The organism is Halomonas caseinilytica, assembly GCF_001662305.1.
In the GTDB taxonomy this organism is placed as follows: domain Bacteria; phylum Pseudomonadota; class Gammaproteobacteria; order Pseudomonadales; family Halomonadaceae; genus Halomonas; species Halomonas caseinilytica.
In genome coordinates this window covers 218,689-234,163 of record NZ_BDEP01000016.1, presented here as the reverse complement: position 1 = coordinate 234,163, position 15,475 = coordinate 218,689, and the positions used below count along the sequence as shown (strand labels likewise).

Here is a 15,475-nt window from a genome sequence, read left to right as displayed (position 1 = left end):
TCCGCATCACTCCTGGCCGGCACGCCGCTCGGCGTCCAGCCGTTCTCCCACCTCGGCGGCCTTGTCCTGATAGTCCTCCGGCGCATAGCCGGCCTCCTCCAGGGCCTCAGCCACCTCAGGCGGCATGTAGTTCTCGTCGTGCTTGGCCAGCACCTTGTCGGCGCGTACCCAGCCCTCGGGTTGCAGCCGACCGACCACCACCACGCCCTGCCCCTCGCGGAACAGATCAGGCAGGATGCCGTTGTAGTGCACGCGAACCTCTTCGACGTAATCGGTAACGCTGAAGGTCACGTCCAGGCTTTCCGGATCGCGCGTCACGGAACCTTCCTTGACCATGCCACCGGCACGAATCTGGCGTTCCAGTGGCGCTTCCCCAGCCACGATCTGCACCGGACTGAAGAACAGGTTGATATTGCTGCGCAAGGCATAGAGCGTCAGCCCCACGGCAATCGCCACCAGGGCGACCAGGCCAAGAATGACGAGCAACCTCTGCTTGCGTCTGGCTCTCATGGCGTCGTTCCTCCGTCTCGCGACTGGTGCCGCTCGCGTCTCGCGCGGCGACGCAGCTCGCGCCACAGCCGTCGACGCTCCAGGCTCAGGTGGCATACCACACCGAGCAGCAACAGCAGGGTGGCGCCGTAGGCGGGCCAGACATAGGGTGCGTAACCGCCCATGGATAAAAAGGCGGCGAGCGAATCGAAAGCCATCAGCCAGCCTCCCCGACCAGGTCGCGCACCCAACGCTTGGAAGACTCGCGACGCAGGATTTCGTTGCGTGTTCGCGTCAAGGTCACGGCGATGAAGAAGCTATAGAAGCCCAGCACCATGATCAACAACGGCAACCACATCTCGGTGGGCATCGCCGGGCGCGAGGTAATGGAAAAGGTGGCGGGCTGGTGCAGGGTGTACCACCAGTCCACCGAGTACTTGATGATCGGAATATTGATCACCCCGACCATGGTCAGCACCGAGGCCGCCCGCGAGCCAGCGTCGCGACTGCCGAAGGCCCCGCGCAGGGCGATCACGCCGATGTACAAGAAGAACAGGATCAGCATCGAGGTCAGGCGGGCATCCCACTGCCACCAGGTTCCCCAGGTCGGCACTCCCCACACCGCACCGGACAACAGCGCCACGAAGGTCATGCCGGCGCCCAGCGGAGCCATCGCCGTGGCCGCCATGTCAGCCAGCTTGATCTTCCAGACCATGAACACCAGTCCGGCCAGAGCCATGACGACGAAGATCGACTGAGCCAGGAAGGCCGCCGGCACATGAACATAGATGATGCGAAAGCTGTCACCCTGCTGATAGTCGGCCGGTGCGAAGGCCAGCCCCCAGACGCCCCCGGTCCCGATCAGCACGGCGGCCGCCGTCCAGAACCAGGGCGACAGACGCGCGCTGAGGGCATAGAACACTTTCGGGGAACCGAGCTTGTGAATGAAGGCCCACATTGACGTGACGATACCTCAACCGTTGAGACTGATACGCAGCGACGCCGCGATTGCCCAGGGCGCAAACACCAGGGCTGCCGCCAGCAAGGCGCCAAGCAAGGCCAGGTGCGCTGCCACGCCGCTGCCTGCAATCGCTGCCTGAACGGCGCCGGCACCGAAGATCAGCACGGGGACATAGAGCGGCAGGACCAGCAACGACAGCAGCACCCCACCCCGGGAGACGCCAACGGTCAAGGCCGCGCCGATGGCGCCGATCACGCTCAGCGTGGCGCTGCCCAGCGCCAGCGACAACGCCAGCACCCCGTAGCTGCCGAGTGGCAGCGAAAGCATGACGCCCAGCACTGGGGCCATCAGTGCCAATGGCAGACCGGTCGTCAGCCAGTGCACCGCCACCTTGGCCAACGCCAATGCCGGCAAGGGATGGGGAGCCAGCAGCAACTGCTCGAGGGCCCCATCTTCAGCATCCTCGCGAAACAGGCCATCCAGCGACAACAAGGCCGCGAGCAACGCCGCCACCCATAGCAGGCCCGGCGCGATGATCGCCAGCAGTTCCGGATCCGGCGAGATGCCGATCGGGAACAGGGTGATCACCAGGGCAAAGAACGCCAGGGGATTGAGCACGGCACCAGGACGCCTCAGCAGCAGTATCAGGTCTCGCCGCATGGTCGCGTACAGCGCCGACGTGAGGCTGGCGTCGACGCCTCGTGCCCGATCAGGGCTCACGATAGCCGAACGGGCCTCAGGACGCGACATGGCCATGCCCCTCGCCCAGCCGTATGCGGCGCATCGGTACCGGTACATGCAGCGCCTGATGCGTGGTCAGCACCACGCTTCCTCCTGCCTGCACATGCGCTGCCAGGCGTGCTTCCAGATCGGCAACACCCTCGCGGTCGATGGCAGTGAAGGGCTCGTCGAGGATCCAGAGCGGGCGCGGCGTCAGCTCGAGGCGCGCCAACGCCACCCGACGCTGCTGGCCGGCAGAAAGCTGGCCGGCTGGAAGATCTTCGAACCCTGCCAACCCTACCGCCTCCAGGGCCGACATTCGATCCGCCTCGGCGCTCCCGGCACCCGCCAGGGCCTGATACCAGGCCAGATTCTCGAGTGGCGTCAAGGCCGCCTTGACGCCTGGAGCGTGGCCGAGATAGAGCAGATTGGCGAGAAAGTCCCGGCGCGCCTTGTGCAACGGCTCCTCCTGCCAGAAGAGCTCCCCCCGGTAATCTGTCAGTTGGCCGGAGAGGATCTTGAGCAGAGTGGTCTTGCCGCTGCCATTGGGCCCTTCGACACGCAGGACCTCGCCACCGCGGATGACCAGTTCGAGATCGCGAAACAGCCAACGATCATCCCGTTCACAGGCCAGCTTTCGGGCTTCCAGGCAGAGGCTCAAGGCGTACTCCGAACCGGGGAATCTGGCCGAAACTGTACACGCAAAAGATTTGCATATCCAGTATACAAAAGTGCCATCAAAATGAGCACACTTTGCAGATTACTGGCCTTTCGGAATGCCCTTGCCAGATTCCTGTCTCCTGCTATGCTGGCAAAGTACTGTATGAATCGACAGTCATCGCCAACGGAGAGACGTCGCGCCATGCCAACTTCCACAGCACAGTACCTGTTCCGTCAGCCCAACCTGCCCCTGGCTGCCTCCTGGTCGCCCATCGACGCCGAGGATCTGGTGGAGATTCCCCTGCTTGGCCGTGTCTCGGCAGGCATGCCCATCGAAGCCTGCCTCGACGCCGGCAGCATCGAGGTGCCTTCGCGCATGGTCAGGCGCAACACCTACGCCCTGCGTGTGCACGGCAACTCCATGATCGATTGCAACATCTTCGATGGGGATGTGATTATCATCGAGCGTCGCGAGAGCGCCGAGAACGGTGAGACCGCGGTGGTGATGATCAACGATCAGGAGGTTACCCTGAAGAAGTTCTACATCGAGAAGTCCGGCGTGCGCCTGCAGCCGGCCAATGAGTCGATGGCCCCCATCTACCTGCACAACAGCGATATCCAGGTACTGGGCATGGTGATGGGTGTGGTGCGCCAACCGGACCTCGCCGCCTGATGCGTTACGCTGTCCCCGACATCGCCGACGGCGCCTGGCACGAAACCGAGCTGGAAATCGAGCGCAGCCGGTTCATCACCTGGACCGCCCACATCCCGGACTCGCCGGCCTTCGAGGCCCTGCTGGCCGAGGCTCGTCGCACCCATTCCGGCGCCAGTCACCATTGCAGCGCCTTCATCGCCGGCCCTCCCGGAGAACAGAACGCCATCGGCTTCTCCGACGACGGCGAACCCGGCGGCACCGCTGGCCGCCCCATGTTCCAGGTGCTGGAAGGCGCCGGACTCGGGCAAGTCGGCTGCGTGGTCATCCGCTACTTCGGCGGCATCAAGCTTGGCACGGGAGGCCTGGCGCGGGCCTACGCACAAGCCGTCAGCGAGGCCCTCGACACCCTGCCCAGGCGCGAGGTCATCGAGCGCAGGCCCCTGACCCTCAGGGTCGACTTCGCTGGCGAAGCCGGGGCCCGCGCCTGGTGCGGCGAGCATGACATCCCCATCGAGCACGCCGACTATCAGGCCGATGGCGTGATCCTGACCCTGGGCTGGCCAAGCGACATGGAACGAGATCTCGAGCCTCTCAATGCCCGACTCAAGGGCCGCATGACCCTGCTCGACACGCCTTAGTCACCGAGTGCGGACGACACGGGAACCGCCGGTTCGGCAGCCGCCACGTTTCGCCCTGCATCGCGCCCTGCCATCTCGCCGATATAGCGCGCACGCTTCTCAGGTTTCAAGCGCGTGACGTCCACCACCACCAGTCCGTCGGTACAGTAGCCGAAGCCGGCATCCACGCCGAAAGCCAGAAAGCGCGCCCCGCCGGGTTCGACGACGTCGATATACTGCTTGTAGAGCGCCGGCACGCCGGCGCCCATTGCATGAAGGGCATGGCGCAGACGCCGGAAATCCTCCTTGGCATCGTCACCCCGCAGCAACCGCTCCACTTCCTGCTGTCCGGCTCGCGACAGTCGGAAAGGAGCCCGAGGCCGAATCCGGGTGTCGCCGTCGCCATGGTAGTGCTGGTAATAGCCCACCAGCAGCTCCTTGGCCAGAGGCGGCATCAGGTTGGGAATGGTCACCGGCCCGAACAGCCAGCGAACCTCAGGGTGCTCGCGCAGGTAAGCACCGAGGCCGACCCAGAGATAATCTAGGCTGCGGCGCCCCCAGTAGCGTGGCTGCACGAAGCTTCGCCCCAGCTCCAGGCCATGACGCCACTGCGACCAGGGTGCCGGCTCGAGCTGGAAGATCGTCGAGCTGTAAAGCCCCGACACGCCCAGCCGATCGAGAATCTCGCCGACCTCGCCGAGCCGGTAGGCGCCCGCAATCTCCAGGTCCTGATCGTCCCACAGGATCAAGTGGCGATAGTGGTTGTCAAAGTCGTCCAGATCGCGCTTGTTTCCGGTTCCCTCGCCGACGCGACGAAAGGTGATCTCGCGCAGGCGGCCGATCTCGCGCATCACCGCCGAGTCGGGCCGGCTGTCGAACAGCAGGATCCGCTTGCCGTCCGCCGTCTCGCCCAGGCAACGCGCCTCGCGCAGTTCCTCCCGCAGGCGCTGGCGATTTTCCGGACGGGCGATGCCGGTCTCGCTGACAAACACGCCCTTGCGACCACGCCCGAGCCGATAGACATGCTTGCGCAGCAGCTTCAGCTTGACCGGCGTGGTCAGGTCGTCCCGGTCGAAGCGTGCCAGCGGAATCAGGCCCCCGACTCGCAAGGGAATCTGTCGGTCGCGCTGGCGAAACATTTCGCTGGGCAGCATCAAGGTACCCAGCGGCCCGCGCATTGACGACAGGCTATAGAAACGCGATGAATTGCGGCCCCCGACATGTACCGGCAGGATCGGTGCATTGGTACGACGCGCGGCATGCAGAAACCCCGACAGCCACTTGCCGTCGCGAACGCCGGCAGGCCCCGCCCGGGAAACCTCACCGGCAGGGAAGACGATCACCGCACGGTCTTCCTCGAGCGCGCCGATCATGCGCTCGAGGCTGCGGCGAAAGCCCTTCCGGGTCAGGTTATCCACCGGCAGGATCACCTCCCGCAGGGGAGCGATCTGCAGCAACAGGTCGCTGGCGAGGATCCGCACATCGGGTCGTAGCTCGGCGACCATCCGGAGCAGGGCCAGACCATCCAGGGCCCCCAGGGGATGATTCGCCACGATGACCACCCGGCCGGTGGCGGGAATGTTGTCGCGATCCCGGGACGACAGGGTATAGCCGAACCGGAAGTAGTCGAAGACCTGGTCGATGAACTCGAGCCAGCCGAGTCGCCCGTACCGTGCCAGGAAGGCATTGACCTCACGCTCGTGCACCAGTCGGCGCAGCCCAGCCACCAGCGCTCCCCTCACCCAAGCGGGCCAGGTCGCGATTCGAGGGGCCTTGCCCAGCAGGGATTCCTCGATATCGAGCATCCGCCACTCCCTCCAGTCGGGCGCCGCAGCGCCGATGCCTTATAGGCTAGGAGCGGAAGATGACAGGACGATGGCGAGCCGGAACGCGATACGGCGCCCGATGGGCGCCGTATCGTCATCGCAAGCGATGGAGAGGTGGTGGAAAAGGAGAGGCGGTGGAATCAACCAAGGTACTTGATCATCACCCCGGCGGCCACGGCCGAGCCGATGACGCCAGCCACGTTGGGCCCCATGGCGTGCATCAACAGGAAGTTGTGAGGATTGGACTCCAGCCCCACCTTGTTGGACACCCGCGCGGCCATGGGCACCGCCGAGACCCCGGCGGAGCCGATCAGCGGATTGATCGACTGCTTGCTGACCAGGTTGAGCAGCTTGGCCATGAGGATGCCGCAGGCGGTACCGATGGCAAAGGCCACCATGCCCAGACCGAGGATACCCAGCGTCTCCAGCGCCAGGAAACGATCCGCCATCAGCTTGGAACCCACCGAAAGCCCGAGGAAGATGGTCACGGTGTTGATCAGGGCATTCTGGGCGGTATCGGAGAGCCGCTCCACCACGCCGCACTCACGCATCAGGTTGCCAAAGCAGAACATCCCCAGCAGCGGCGCGGCATCGGGCAGGAAGAGCACGACCAGGATCAACAGCGCCAGCGGAAAGACGATCTTCTCCAGCTTGGAGACCGGCCGCAGCTGGGTCATGGTGATCTCGCGCTCGCGACTCGAGGTCAGCGCGCGCATGATCGGCGGCTGGATCAGCGGGACCAGTGCCATGTAGGAATAGGACGCCACGGCGATGGCGCCCAGCAACTCCGGCGCCAGCAGGCTCGAAACATAGATCGAGGTCGGCCCGTCGGCACCGCCGATGATGCCGATGGCAGCGGCCTGCTTGAGCGAGAAATCCATCACGCCCATTGCCGAGAGACCCACCGCACCGAGCAGAGTGGCAAAGATGCCGAACTGCGCGGCGGCCCCCAGGAAGAGGGTGCGCGGGTTGGCCAGCAGCGGACCGAAATCGGTCATGGCGCCGACACCCATGAAGATCACCAGTGGCGCCACGCCGGAGGCAATGGCCACGCTGTAGAACTGATGAAGCATGCCGGGGGCGTAGCCGGCACCGGCCGCCGCGTCATTCGCCGCCCTCACCAGGGCCGGCGAGGTATCGCCATGCAGCGCCTCGCTCACCAGATGTCGCGCGCCCTCGATCCCGGCGGCCGGGTCCAGCGTCACCTTGAGTGCCGAGGCCAGGCGCTCGAGCACCTCGGGGCCGGCCTGATGGGCGGCCTGCTCGGCGGCCGACAGGGCCAGCCCTGCCTCGGGAATGTTGGCCAGGATGCCGCCAAAGCCGATCGGCACCAGCAACAACGGCTCGAACTTCTTGTTGATCGCCAGGTAGAGCAGCCCCAGCCCGACCAGGATCATCACGGCCTGGCCCCAGTCCAGGTTGTAGAGCCCGGAGCCATGCCACAGGGTCAATAGCTTGTCTGTCATGAGTCCATCCTTAGAGAACGATCAGCTCGTCGCCCACGGCCACGCTGTCACCCTCGCTGACCTTGACCTCCGACACCGTACCGGCACTGGCGGCACGCACTTCGGTCTCCATCTTCATGGCCTCGAGAATGATCACCACATCGCCCTCGGCAACGCTGTCTCCCGGCTTGACGTTGACCTTGAAGATATTGCCCGCCAGGGGCGCCGTGATGGCCTCGCCCGACGAAGCGGCCGGCTCGGAAGGCGCCGGGCTGCTGCCCTGCTCCTGCACCCGATCGATCTCACCGCCCTCGGCGACCTCGACCACGTACGCCTTGCCATTGACCTTGACGGTATAGGTCTCGGGACCGGTCGACTCGGCGGCCGGCACCTGAGCCTTCGCCGGCGGCCTGGTCGTCGAGGCGGCCTCATCCTCCGGTGCCTGGGGCGCCGGCTCGAAGGCCTCGGGATCATCGCGATTGGCGAGGAATTTCAGACCGATCTGCGGGAAGAGCGCATAGGTCAGCACATCGTCGATCCGCCGCTCGTCCTCGGCCAGGCGAATACCGTCCTCGTCGGCCTTGTTCGCCAATTCCTCGGCGAGACGATCCATTTCCGGTGACAGGCGATCCGCCGGACGCTCGGTGATGGGCTGCGTACCATCGAGGACGCGTGACTGAAGCGCGTCGTCGAAGTCCGCGGGAGCGGCACCGTACTCGCCCTTGAGCAGGGCCTGCACTTCCTTGGAGATGGACTTGTAGCGTTCGCCCATCATCACGTTCATCACCGCCTGGGTGCCGACGATCTGCGAGGTCGGCGTCACCAGGGGAATGTAACCCAGGTCCTCGCGAACCCGAGGGATCTCGGCCAGGACGTCGTCGAGCTTGTCGCCAGCGCCCTGCTCCTTGAGCTGGCCCTCCATGTTGGTGAGCATGCCACCCGGCACCTGCGCCACCAGAATCCGCGAGTCGATGCCCTTGAGCGCGCCCTCGAAGGCGGCGTACTTCTTGCGCACCTCGCGGAAATAGCCGGCAATGTCCTCGAGCAGTTCGAGGTCGAGCCCGGTGTCGCGCTCGGTGCCCTTGAGGATGGCCACCAGCGATTCGGTCGGACTGTGGCCGTAGGTCATCGACATCGAGGAAATGGCGGTATCGACGTTGTCGACCCCCGCTTCCACGGCCTTGAGCGCCGTGGCCGTGGACATGCCGGTGGTGGCGTGACTGTGCAAGTGGATGGGAATGTCCAGCGCCTTCTTCAGGCGCGACACCAGTTCGAAGGCATCGTAAGGCGTGAGCAGGCCGGCCATGTCCTTGATCGCCAGGGAATCGGCGCCCATGTCGGCGATGGAACGCGCCAGTTCCACCCAACTCTCCATGGTATGGACCGGACTCACGGTATAGGAGATGGTGCCCTGAGCATGCCCTTCGTTGGCGCGCACCGCGCGGATGGCGCGTTCCAGGTTGCGCGGGTCGTTCATGGCGTCGAAGACGCGGAAGACGTCGACCCCGTTGGTTTTGGCCCGCTCGACGAAACGATCGACCACATCATCGGCATAATGCCGGTAACCCAGCAGATTCTGGCCCCGCAACAGCATCTGCTGAGGCGTGTTGGGCATGGCCTCTTTCAACGCCCGTATCCGCTCCCACGGATCTTCGCCGAGATAGCGGATACAGGCGTCGAAGGTAGCGCCACCCCAGGACTCCAGCGACCAGAAGCCGACACGATCGAGCTTCTCGGCAATGGGCAGCATGTCGTCCAGGCGCAGGCGCGTGGCGAACAGCGACTGGTGGGCATCGCGCAGCACCACGTCGGTGATGCCGAGCGGACGGACGTTCTCAGTCATGCGGGTTTCCTTATCGTTGTAACCGAAATGTGTCGTCATGAAGCGAAGCGCGAACCGCCAGCGGCGCGTTGTTGGTCAGCGGCGATGACGGCGACGATGGCGGTGCACGGCGGCGCTGATCGCGGCCATGACATCGTCGTCGCGGGCCGGCGCGTGCCGCCCGGAGACCGAAGGAGCATTCGCCGGCGCCGGTTCGGGGAAATAACGTCCGATGATCCGGGACATCAGGGTCGTGGTGATCACCAGAACGGTCAGGAAGACGAAGACGAACCCCATGCCGAGCCCCATCAGGGCAAAGCCTTCGTTCAATAACTGTGTATCCTGCATGCGGTCTACTCCTCGTTTGCGCCGCCACCTCGCTTGCCGATGACGAGCGCATGGATGCTGAGGCTATAACCTGCCACCCTCGCGATGGATTACAATGACGCCATGGTGGAAGTCGACGTTGTTAATTTACTACATTCAGGCCGCATCGGCCTAGCCCCGATGGAAGGGGTCATCGATGCCGCGACGCGAGATCTGCTGACCCGCTCCGCAGGCATCGACTGGACGGTGACCGAATTCGTGCGCGTGGTGGACACACGACTGCCGCCGCGCGTCTTCCTGCGCCACTGCCCCGAACTGGCCAGCGGAGATCCCCGTACCCCCAGCGGCATCCCCGTGCATCTGCAGTTGCTCGGCTCGGACCCTGCCGCCCTGGCGGCCAATGCGCGTCAGGCGTTGTCGCTCGGCGCGACGAGCCTCGACCTCAACTTCGGCTGCCCCGCCAAGCTGGTCAACCGCCACGACGGGGGTGCCTCCATGTTGCGCGACCCTCACCGCCTGCGCACCGCCGTCGCCGCCGTTCACGGTGCCGTGGGCGACACGCTTCCGGTGACGGCCAAGATCCGCCTGGGATTCGCCGACCGCCGCCTGGCCTTGGACTGTGCCCGTGCCGCCGAGGACGGCGGTGCGCGCCAACTGGTGGTCCACGCCCGTACCCGCAACGAGGGCTATCGCCCCCCAGCGCACTGGGAATGGATCGGACGCATCCGCCAGCACCTGTCGATCCCCGTGGTGGCAAACGGCGACATCTGGACCCTCGAGGATTACTGGAAGGCCCGAACCCTCTCGGGATGCCCCGATGTCATGCTCGGCCGCGGCGCTCTGGCCGACCCCGGCCTGGCGCCCCGCATCCGCCACTGGCAGGCCACCGGGGAACGGCGTCCCTCCACCGGCTGGCCCACCAAGGCGGAGACGCTGCTCGATTATGCTGCAACGCAGCGTAACATACTTCCACAGAAGGTGGTGGTGGCTCGACTAAAGCAGTGGATGAACCACATGCGCGGGCGGGACTCCGAGGCAGCACGCTGCTTCCAGGCCCTGCGGCGGGTCACCGAACTGGAGGATTTCCTGGCGGGATTGCGGGCATCGATGACGCCAGAGGCGCCAGCTCTGACGGCATGAACGGGCAGCCCCGAAGCCAACGAGGCGCGAGCCGATGGCCCGCGCCTCTCAGGTTGCCGACAGGACGCGTCCGACCTCAGGCACGCCCTCTTCGACGCTTCAGCCCTTCCCCCCTTCATGACCGGCCGTCGGCAGCGGTACGCGCTCGCCGCGAGTCACCAGCTTGCGCAATGCCACATAGAATACCGGCGTCAGAAACAGCCCGAACAGCGTCACGCCCAGCATGCCGGCGAACACGGCCACGCCGAGAGCCTGGCGCACCTCGGCACCCGCACCACTGGCCAGCATCAGCGGTACCACCGCGGCGGTGAAGGTGATCGAGGTCATGATGATCGGGCGCAGGCGCAGACGACAGGCTTCCAGGGCGGCCTCGACGATACCGCGCCCCTGGCGCTCCAGCTCCCGGGCAAACTCAACGATCAGGATGGCGTTCTTGCATGCCAGGCCGATCAACACCACCAGGCCCACCTGAACGAAGATGTTGTTGTCGCCTTTCATGAACCATACGCCAAGCAGCGCCGACAGCATGCACATCGGCACGATCAGGATCACGGCCAACGGCAGGGTCCAGCTTTCGTAGAGTGCGGCCAGCACCAGGAACACCAGCATCACCGACAACGGGAATACCACCAGCGCGGCATTGCCTTGCGTGGCCTGCTGATAACTCAAGTCCGTCCACTCGATGTCCATGCCGTTGGGCAATACCTCGGCGGCAAGTTCCTCGAGCGCCTCCATCGCCTGTGTCGAGGAAAGCACGCGAGGGTCCGCCTCGCCGGCCAGGTCGGCGGCAGGATAGCCGTTGTAACGCAGCACCGGATCTGGCCCGAAGGTCTGGTCGACCGTCACCATCGAGCCGATCGGCACCATCTCGCCTTGATCGTTGCGAGTACGCAGGTTGGCGATGTCGTCAGCACTGTCGCGGAAGGAGGCATCGGCCTGAGCGATCACCTGCCAGGTACGACCGAACTGGTTGAAGTCATTGACGTAGGTCGAGCCAAGGTACGTCTGCAAGGTATCGAACAACGCCGTCAGCGGAACGCCCTGGGATTTGGCCTTGATCCGGTCGACCTCGGCATCCAGCTGGGGCACGTTGGCCTGGTAACTGGTGATCGGGAACCCCATGCCATCGGTCTGCGAAATCGCCCCCTGGAAATTCGTCACCGCCTCCTGCAAGGCCCCATACCCCAGGCCGGCACGGTCTTCGACGAACATCTGCCAGCCATTGCCGTTGCCCAGCCCCAGGATCGGCGGCGGCATGAACGAGAAGGTGAAGCCGTCCTGCAGGCCGGCGATCTTCTGGTTGACCTCGGCATTGATCTCGGCGGCCGAGCGGCTGCGTTCCTCGAACGGTGACAAGGTCAGGAACACCACGCCGCTGTTGGGCGTATTGGTGAACTGCAAGGCATTGAGCCCCGGAAAGGCGATCGAGTGCGTCACCTCCTCGCTTTCCATGGCCATCTCACCGACCTGGCTCAGCAGCTCATCGGTACGCGATAGAGAAGCGCCCTCCGGCAGTTTGACGCCGGCAATCAGGTACTGCTTGTCCTGAGTAGGAATGAAGCCCGGCGGAACCGCCTGGAACATCATTCCTGTCGCCACCAGCAACAGGACATAGATCGCAAACACGCCGCCCCGCCGATGCAACGAACGAGACACCGCCCCCTGGTATTTTTCCGAGCTGCTGCCGAAGAAGCGATTGAACGGACGAAACACCCAGCCGAATGCCAGATCGATCAAGCGCGTCAGGCGATCCCTGGAAGCGCCGTGCGGCTTGAGCAGCATCGCCGCCAGTGCCGGCGACAGGGTCAAGGAGTTGATCGTGGAGATGACCGTGGAGATGGCGATGGTCGCCGCGAATTGTCGATAGAACTGCCCGGTGACACCGGACAGGAACGCCATCGGCACAAATACCGCACATAGCACCAGGCCGATGGCGATGATCGGCCCCGAGACTTCCCTCATCGCCTGGTGCGCGGCGGCAAGCGGGGCCAGGCCTTCCCCGATGTTGCGCTCGACGTTCTCGACCACCACGATGGCGTCGTCGACCACGATGCCGATCGCCAGCACCAGGCCGAACAAGGTCAAGGTATTGATCGAGAACCCCAGCAGGTAAAGCACGGCAAAGGTCCCCACCACGGAGACCGGCACCGCAATCAGGGGAATGATCGAGGCGCGCCAAGTCTACAGGAAGAGCGTGACGACCAGCACCACCAGCAATACCGCCTCGAGCAGCGTCTTGATCACCGACTCGATCGAATCGCGCACGAAGATGGTGGTGTCGTACACCGCCTCGTACTCGACGCCTTCCGGAAACCACTGGGCCCGTTCATCCATGGTATCGATGACCTGTTCCTGGATTTCCAGGGCATTCGCGCCCGGCGCCTGAAAGACGCCGATGGCGACCGCGTCCTTGCCATCCAGTTGTGAGCGCAGGGTGTAGTCGCCGGCGCCCAACTCCAGCCTGGCGACATCGGACAACTGCACGAGCTCGCCGTCGTCACTGCTCTTGAGCACGATGTCGCCGAATTCCTGCTCGGTGGTCAGCCGCCCCCGGGCATTGATCAGGGTCAGGAAGTCACTGTCAGGCATGGGCTCGGCGCCAAGCTGACCGGCCGAGACCTGGACGTTCTGCTCACGTATCGCTTGCACCACGTCGCCAGCGGTCAGCCCGCGCGCCGCGATCTTGTCCGGATCGAGCCAGGCCCGCATGGCGTAATCGCCCCCCCGAAGATCTGCGCCTCTCCGACGCCCTGAATCCGCGACAGCGCATCCTTGACGTGGAGGCGTGCGTAATTGCGCAGGTAAAGCGTATCGTAGCGGCCATCCGGCGAAGTCAGGTGCACGACCATCAAGAAGGTCGGCGACTGCTTCTGCGTGGTCACGCCCTGACGGCGCACGTCCTCGGGTAGCCGCGCCAGCGCCTGGCTGACCCGGTTCTGCACCTTGACGGCCGCGTCATCCGGGTCGGTGCCGGGACGAAAGGTCACGGTCATCTGCAGCACGCCATCGGAACCGGCCACCGACTTGAGATACATCATGTCCTCGACACCGTTGATCGATTCTTCCAGCGGCGTCGCCACCGTCTCGGCAATGACCTTGGGATTGGCGCCGGGGTAGGCCGTTCGCACCACCACCGAAGGCGGCACCACATCCGGATATTCGCTGACCGGCATCAGCGGTATGGTGATCACCCCGGCGGCAAAGATGAGAATCGACAGTACCGCGGCAAAGATCGGACGGTCGACGAAGAACTTCGCGAAATCCATGGCAACACTTCCCCCTCGGGCCAGACGCCTGGCGCCCACCCCATTGCAAAGATCGGTGATGAAGCTCGATCGACCTCCGGCACCCGGAAGGCCATCGCGAAAGCAGATCGATTGATGAAGCGACTAGGCGCTGTGTGAAGCCTCGACGGCCAAGGACCAGGCCGTTGCCGTACGCAGCCTAGTGAGCGGCCAGATCGGCAGGCGCGGAGGCGCCTTCCATGTCGACGCTTTCCGCTGCTACCTGCATGCCAGGAAAGAAGATACGATGCGCGCCCCGCACTACCACGCGATCTGCTGGCGCCAGTCCCGTCTGGATCACTCTGAGGCCATCGACCATGCGGCCTGGCTGAACGTCCTTGCGCTGTGCGACTCCCTCATCGTCGACGACGTAGACATACTTGCGGTCTTGATCGGTCAATACCGCCTTGTCGTCGATCAGGATGGCATCCTCGGCACTGCCTCCGCGCAACTGCACCCGGGCGAACATGCCGGGCGTGAAGCGCCCCTCGCTGTTGTCCAGCACAGCACGGACCAGCATGGTACCGGTCGCGGCATCCAGCCGGTTATCCACGAAGTCCACCTCGCCCCGATACGGATAGCCGGCGTCATTGGCCAGCCCGACCCGGACCGGCGTTCGCGACTCGCGTGAACTCGAGCGTTCACCGGAACGGGCCAGTTCGTCGTAGTTCAGGAAGGTCTGCTCGTCGCTGTGGAAATGCACATGAACCTTGTCCAGCGACACGATGGTCGCCAGCAAGGTGGCATCCGATACCAGGTTGCCGGCGGTCACCAAGGCTTGCCCCGTGCGCCCCGAGATGGGCGCGCGAACCTCGGTGAAGTCCACGTTCAGGCGCGCCCTTTCCACCTCGGCCCGGGCGGCCAGGATCTCGGCCTCGACCTGGGCGGCGGAAGCCCGGCGTTGATCCAGCTCTTCGCGGGAAATCGAGCGGGACTTGGCCAGGGTCTCGGCCCGGGCGGCCTCGCTGCGAGCCAGCTCGGCTCGGGCACGGGCACGCTCAAGCTCGGCCTCGGCCCGCGCCAGATCGGCCTGATAAGGACGTGGATCGATGGTGAACAGCACATCGCCCTTCTCCACGGTCTGGCCCTCGACGTAATGAATCTCATCGAGATACCCCGCGACTCTCGGGCGCAGCTCCACCTCGTCCACCGCATTGATGCGCCCCGTGAATTCATCCCAGAAATTCACGTCCTTGACCACGACCTCGGCCACGCTAACCTGAGGAGGTGGTGGCTCCGGCTGAGCAGCACTGTCGGCCTGGCTGTCGCAACCAACCAGCAAGGTGAGCCCCATCCAGACGGCGATCGCCATGAAAGGACGCGGACGCAACGACGGCGGGAACATCTTGTGGACGTTCATGGTAGCCCCTCGGTCAACTCGTGACGGCGAATGGATTGCCGACAACCGCCAGATCATGGCGGATGACATGTCGTAGATGCCTACTAATCGCACGGGACGATGGAAAATCGACACGCCGGCATGCGATGCAGCGCATCACCATAGAGCTTGAGGGAAGGATTGATTAGCC

13 protein-coding genes and 1 pseudogene are annotated in these 15,475 nt (G+C 64.6%); 3 read left to right on the top strand and 11 right to left on the bottom strand.

The features are described from left to right. Positions 1-6: 6 nt before the first annotated feature. From ccmE to ccmA, 5 genes are read right to left on the bottom strand one after another with little or no spacing between them, the layout of a single operon-like run. Positions 7-510, bottom strand: coding sequence for a cytochrome c maturation protein CcmE (gene ccmE / locus A9O65_RS11080; RefSeq protein WP_064699580.1), 504 nt, complete (start codon positions 508-510; stop codon positions 7-9). After that, the gene (ccmD, locus tag A9O65_RS11075) at positions 507-707 is read right to left on the bottom strand and encodes a heme exporter protein CcmD (RefSeq protein ID WP_064699581.1); all 201 of its coding nucleotides are present in this window, start codon (positions 705-707) and stop codon (positions 507-509) included. The genes ccmE and ccmD overlap by 4 nt, the downstream gene beginning before the upstream one ends. After that, positions 707-1,447: a heme ABC transporter permease gene (locus A9O65_RS11070; protein ID WP_064702135.1), complete on the bottom strand. Its 741-nt coding sequence runs from the start codon at positions 1,445-1,447 to the stop codon at positions 707-709. Before A9O65_RS11070 ends, ccmD begins: the two co-directional genes overlap by 1 nt. A 15-nt stretch (positions 1,448-1,462) precedes the next feature. Beyond that, the gene (gene ccmB, locus A9O65_RS11065; protein ID WP_082920012.1) at positions 1,463-2,200 is read right to left on the bottom strand and encodes a heme exporter protein CcmB; all 738 of its coding nucleotides are present in this window, start codon (positions 2,198-2,200) and stop codon (positions 1,463-1,465) included. Beyond that, positions 2,187-2,831 (bottom strand): cytochrome c biogenesis heme-transporting ATPase CcmA, encoded by a 645-nt coding sequence (gene ccmA, locus A9O65_RS11060; protein WP_064702134.1) that lies wholly within the window; start codon positions 2,829-2,831, stop codon positions 2,187-2,189. Before ccmA ends, ccmB begins: the two co-directional genes overlap by 14 nt. Before the next feature lie 201 nt (positions 2,832-3,032). On the opposite strand from ccmA, the gene lexA reads away from it, so the two are divergent. Beyond that, a complete protein-coding gene (lexA, locus tag A9O65_RS11055; protein ID WP_064699584.1) occupies positions 3,033-3,503 on the top strand; it encodes a transcriptional repressor LexA in 471 nt (156 codons plus the stop codon). Then, complete coding sequence (locus A9O65_RS11050; protein WP_064699585.1) at positions 3,503-4,123, top strand: IMPACT family protein; 621 nt, start codon at positions 3,503-3,505, stop codon at positions 4,121-4,123. Before lexA ends, A9O65_RS11050 begins: the two co-directional genes overlap by 1 nt. Here A9O65_RS11050 and olsF read toward each other — a convergent pair. The 4 genes from olsF to A9O65_RS11030 form a co-directional block, all read right to left on the bottom strand. Beyond that, positions 4,120-5,907 (bottom strand): bifunctional ornithine lipid synthase OlsF, encoded by a 1,788-nt coding sequence (gene olsF / locus A9O65_RS11045; protein ID WP_064702133.1) that lies wholly within the window; start codon positions 5,905-5,907, stop codon positions 4,120-4,122. The genes A9O65_RS11050 and olsF overlap by 4 nt on opposite strands. Before the next feature lie 161 nt (positions 5,908-6,068). Next, the gene (locus A9O65_RS11040; RefSeq protein WP_064699587.1) at positions 6,069-7,394 is read right to left on the bottom strand and encodes a sodium ion-translocating decarboxylase subunit beta; all 1,326 of its coding nucleotides are present in this window, start codon (positions 7,392-7,394) and stop codon (positions 6,069-6,071) included. A gap of 10 nt (positions 7,395-7,404) precedes the next feature. After that, positions 7,405-9,216 (bottom strand): sodium-extruding oxaloacetate decarboxylase subunit alpha, encoded by a 1,812-nt coding sequence (gene oadA, locus A9O65_RS11035; RefSeq protein ID WP_064702132.1) that lies wholly within the window; start codon positions 9,214-9,216, stop codon positions 7,405-7,407. A 75-nt stretch (positions 9,217-9,291) separates the two neighbouring features. Beyond that, a complete protein-coding gene (locus tag A9O65_RS11030) occupies positions 9,292-9,543 on the bottom strand; it encodes an OadG family protein (protein WP_064699589.1) in 252 nt (83 codons plus the stop codon). Positions 9,544-9,702: 159 nt separating this feature from the next. On the opposite strand from A9O65_RS11030, the gene A9O65_RS11025 reads away from it, so the two are divergent. Next, positions 9,703-10,662, top strand: coding sequence for a tRNA dihydrouridine synthase (locus A9O65_RS11025; RefSeq protein WP_064702197.1), 960 nt, complete (start codon positions 9,703-9,705; stop codon positions 10,660-10,662). Positions 10,663-10,761: 99 nt separating this feature from the next. Here A9O65_RS11025 and A9O65_RS11020 read toward each other — a convergent pair. Both A9O65_RS11020 and A9O65_RS11015 read right to left on the bottom strand, forming a co-directional pair. Further along, positions 10,762-13,928, bottom strand: a pseudogene (locus A9O65_RS11020) (efflux RND transporter permease subunit). A gap of 178 nt (positions 13,929-14,106) precedes the next feature. Then, entirely contained in the window at positions 14,107-15,291 is a 1,185-nt protein-coding gene (locus A9O65_RS11015; RefSeq protein WP_437438253.1) for an efflux RND transporter periplasmic adaptor subunit, read from the bottom strand. Positions 15,292-15,475: the final 184 nt, after the last annotated feature.

Coding starts and splice junctions, on each gene's coding strand:
- ccmE (WP_064699580.1), bottom strand. CDS start 510: ATGAGAGCCAGACGCAAGCAGAGGTTGCTCGTCATTCTTGGCCTGGTC.
- ccmD (WP_064699581.1), bottom strand. CDS start 707: ATGGCTTTCGATTCGCTCGCCGCCTTTTTATCCATGGGCGGTTACGCA.
- A9O65_RS11070 (WP_064702135.1), bottom strand. CDS start 1,447: ATGTGGGCCTTCATTCACAAGCTCGGTTCCCCGAAAGTGTTCTATGCC.
- ccmB (WP_082920012.1), bottom strand. CDS start 2,200: ATGTCGCGTCCTGAGGCCCGTTCGGCTATCGTGAGCCCTGATCGGGCA.
- lexA (WP_064699584.1), top strand. CDS start 3,033: ATGCCAACTTCCACAGCACAGTACCTGTTCCGTCAGCCCAACCTGCCC.
- A9O65_RS11050 (WP_064699585.1), top strand. CDS start 3,503: ATGCGTTACGCTGTCCCCGACATCGCCGACGGCGCCTGGCACGAAACC.
- olsF (WP_064702133.1), bottom strand. CDS start 5,907: ATGCTCGATATCGAGGAATCCCTGCTGGGCAAGGCCCCTCGAATCGCG.
- A9O65_RS11040 (WP_064699587.1), bottom strand. CDS start 7,394: ATGACAGACAAGCTATTGACCCTGTGGCATGGCTCCGGGCTCTACAAC.
- oadA (WP_064702132.1), bottom strand. CDS start 9,216: ATGACTGAGAACGTCCGTCCGCTCGGCATCACCGACGTGGTGCTGCGC.
- A9O65_RS11030 (WP_064699589.1), bottom strand. CDS start 9,543: ATGCAGGATACACAGTTATTGAACGAAGGCTTTGCCCTGATGGGGCTC.
- A9O65_RS11025 (WP_064702197.1), top strand. CDS start 9,703: ATGGAAGGGGTCATCGATGCCGCGACGCGAGATCTGCTGACCCGCTCC.
- A9O65_RS11015 (WP_437438253.1), bottom strand. CDS start 15,291: ATGTTCCCGCCGTCGTTGCGTCCGCGTCCTTTCATGGCGATCGCCGTC.